1 protein-coding gene is annotated in these 428 nt (G+C 68.0%); it reads right to left on the bottom strand.

Going from position 1 to position 428, the window contains the following annotated elements; translation table 11 throughout:
• Positions 1–428, bottom strand: a 428-nt coding sequence (locus KO539_RS29860; RefSeq protein ID WP_219313994.1) for a hypothetical protein, incomplete at both ends; no start/stop codon positions are given.

Raw genomic sequence — 428 nt, 5'->3', positions numbered from 1 at the left:
GTTCTGCAGGGTTTGCTGTTCCTGGTTGTTGGCCGTGATGCTCAGCAGCCCCGGCGTACTCACCACGGCACCCGCCGTGCTGATATTGCCATGGCTCGCCGTCAGATCGATACTGCCGGCGCTGGTCTGGCTCAGCCCCAGGTCCAGCGAGGTGCCCGTCAGGCTGGCGTGGCCCGCCGCCAGATTCTGCCCGCTGGCCGTGATCGCTTGCGTGGCCGTCAGGGTCAGGTCGCCGCTTTGCGCCAGGCTGCCATCGGCCTTGATGCCGGCGCCCAGCAGGCTTTGCGCGCCGCTGTCGATGCGTTCGGCCATGATGCGGTTGTCACCCTGCGCCGCGATCACCCCCGTATTGGTCAAGGTCCCCGTTACCTGCAAGCGCTGCTCGCCGGCCGCGTACAGGCTGCCGCTGTTGCGCACCACTGCGGCCT

The sequence above is a fragment of the Janthinobacterium sp. NKUCC06_STL genome, from assembly GCF_019345455.1.
Taxonomy (GTDB): domain Bacteria; phylum Pseudomonadota; class Gammaproteobacteria; order Burkholderiales; family Burkholderiaceae_D; genus Janthinobacterium; species Janthinobacterium rivuli.
Note: the sequence above shows the minus strand (reverse complement) of the source record. Positions and strands in the feature narration are given on the sequence as shown.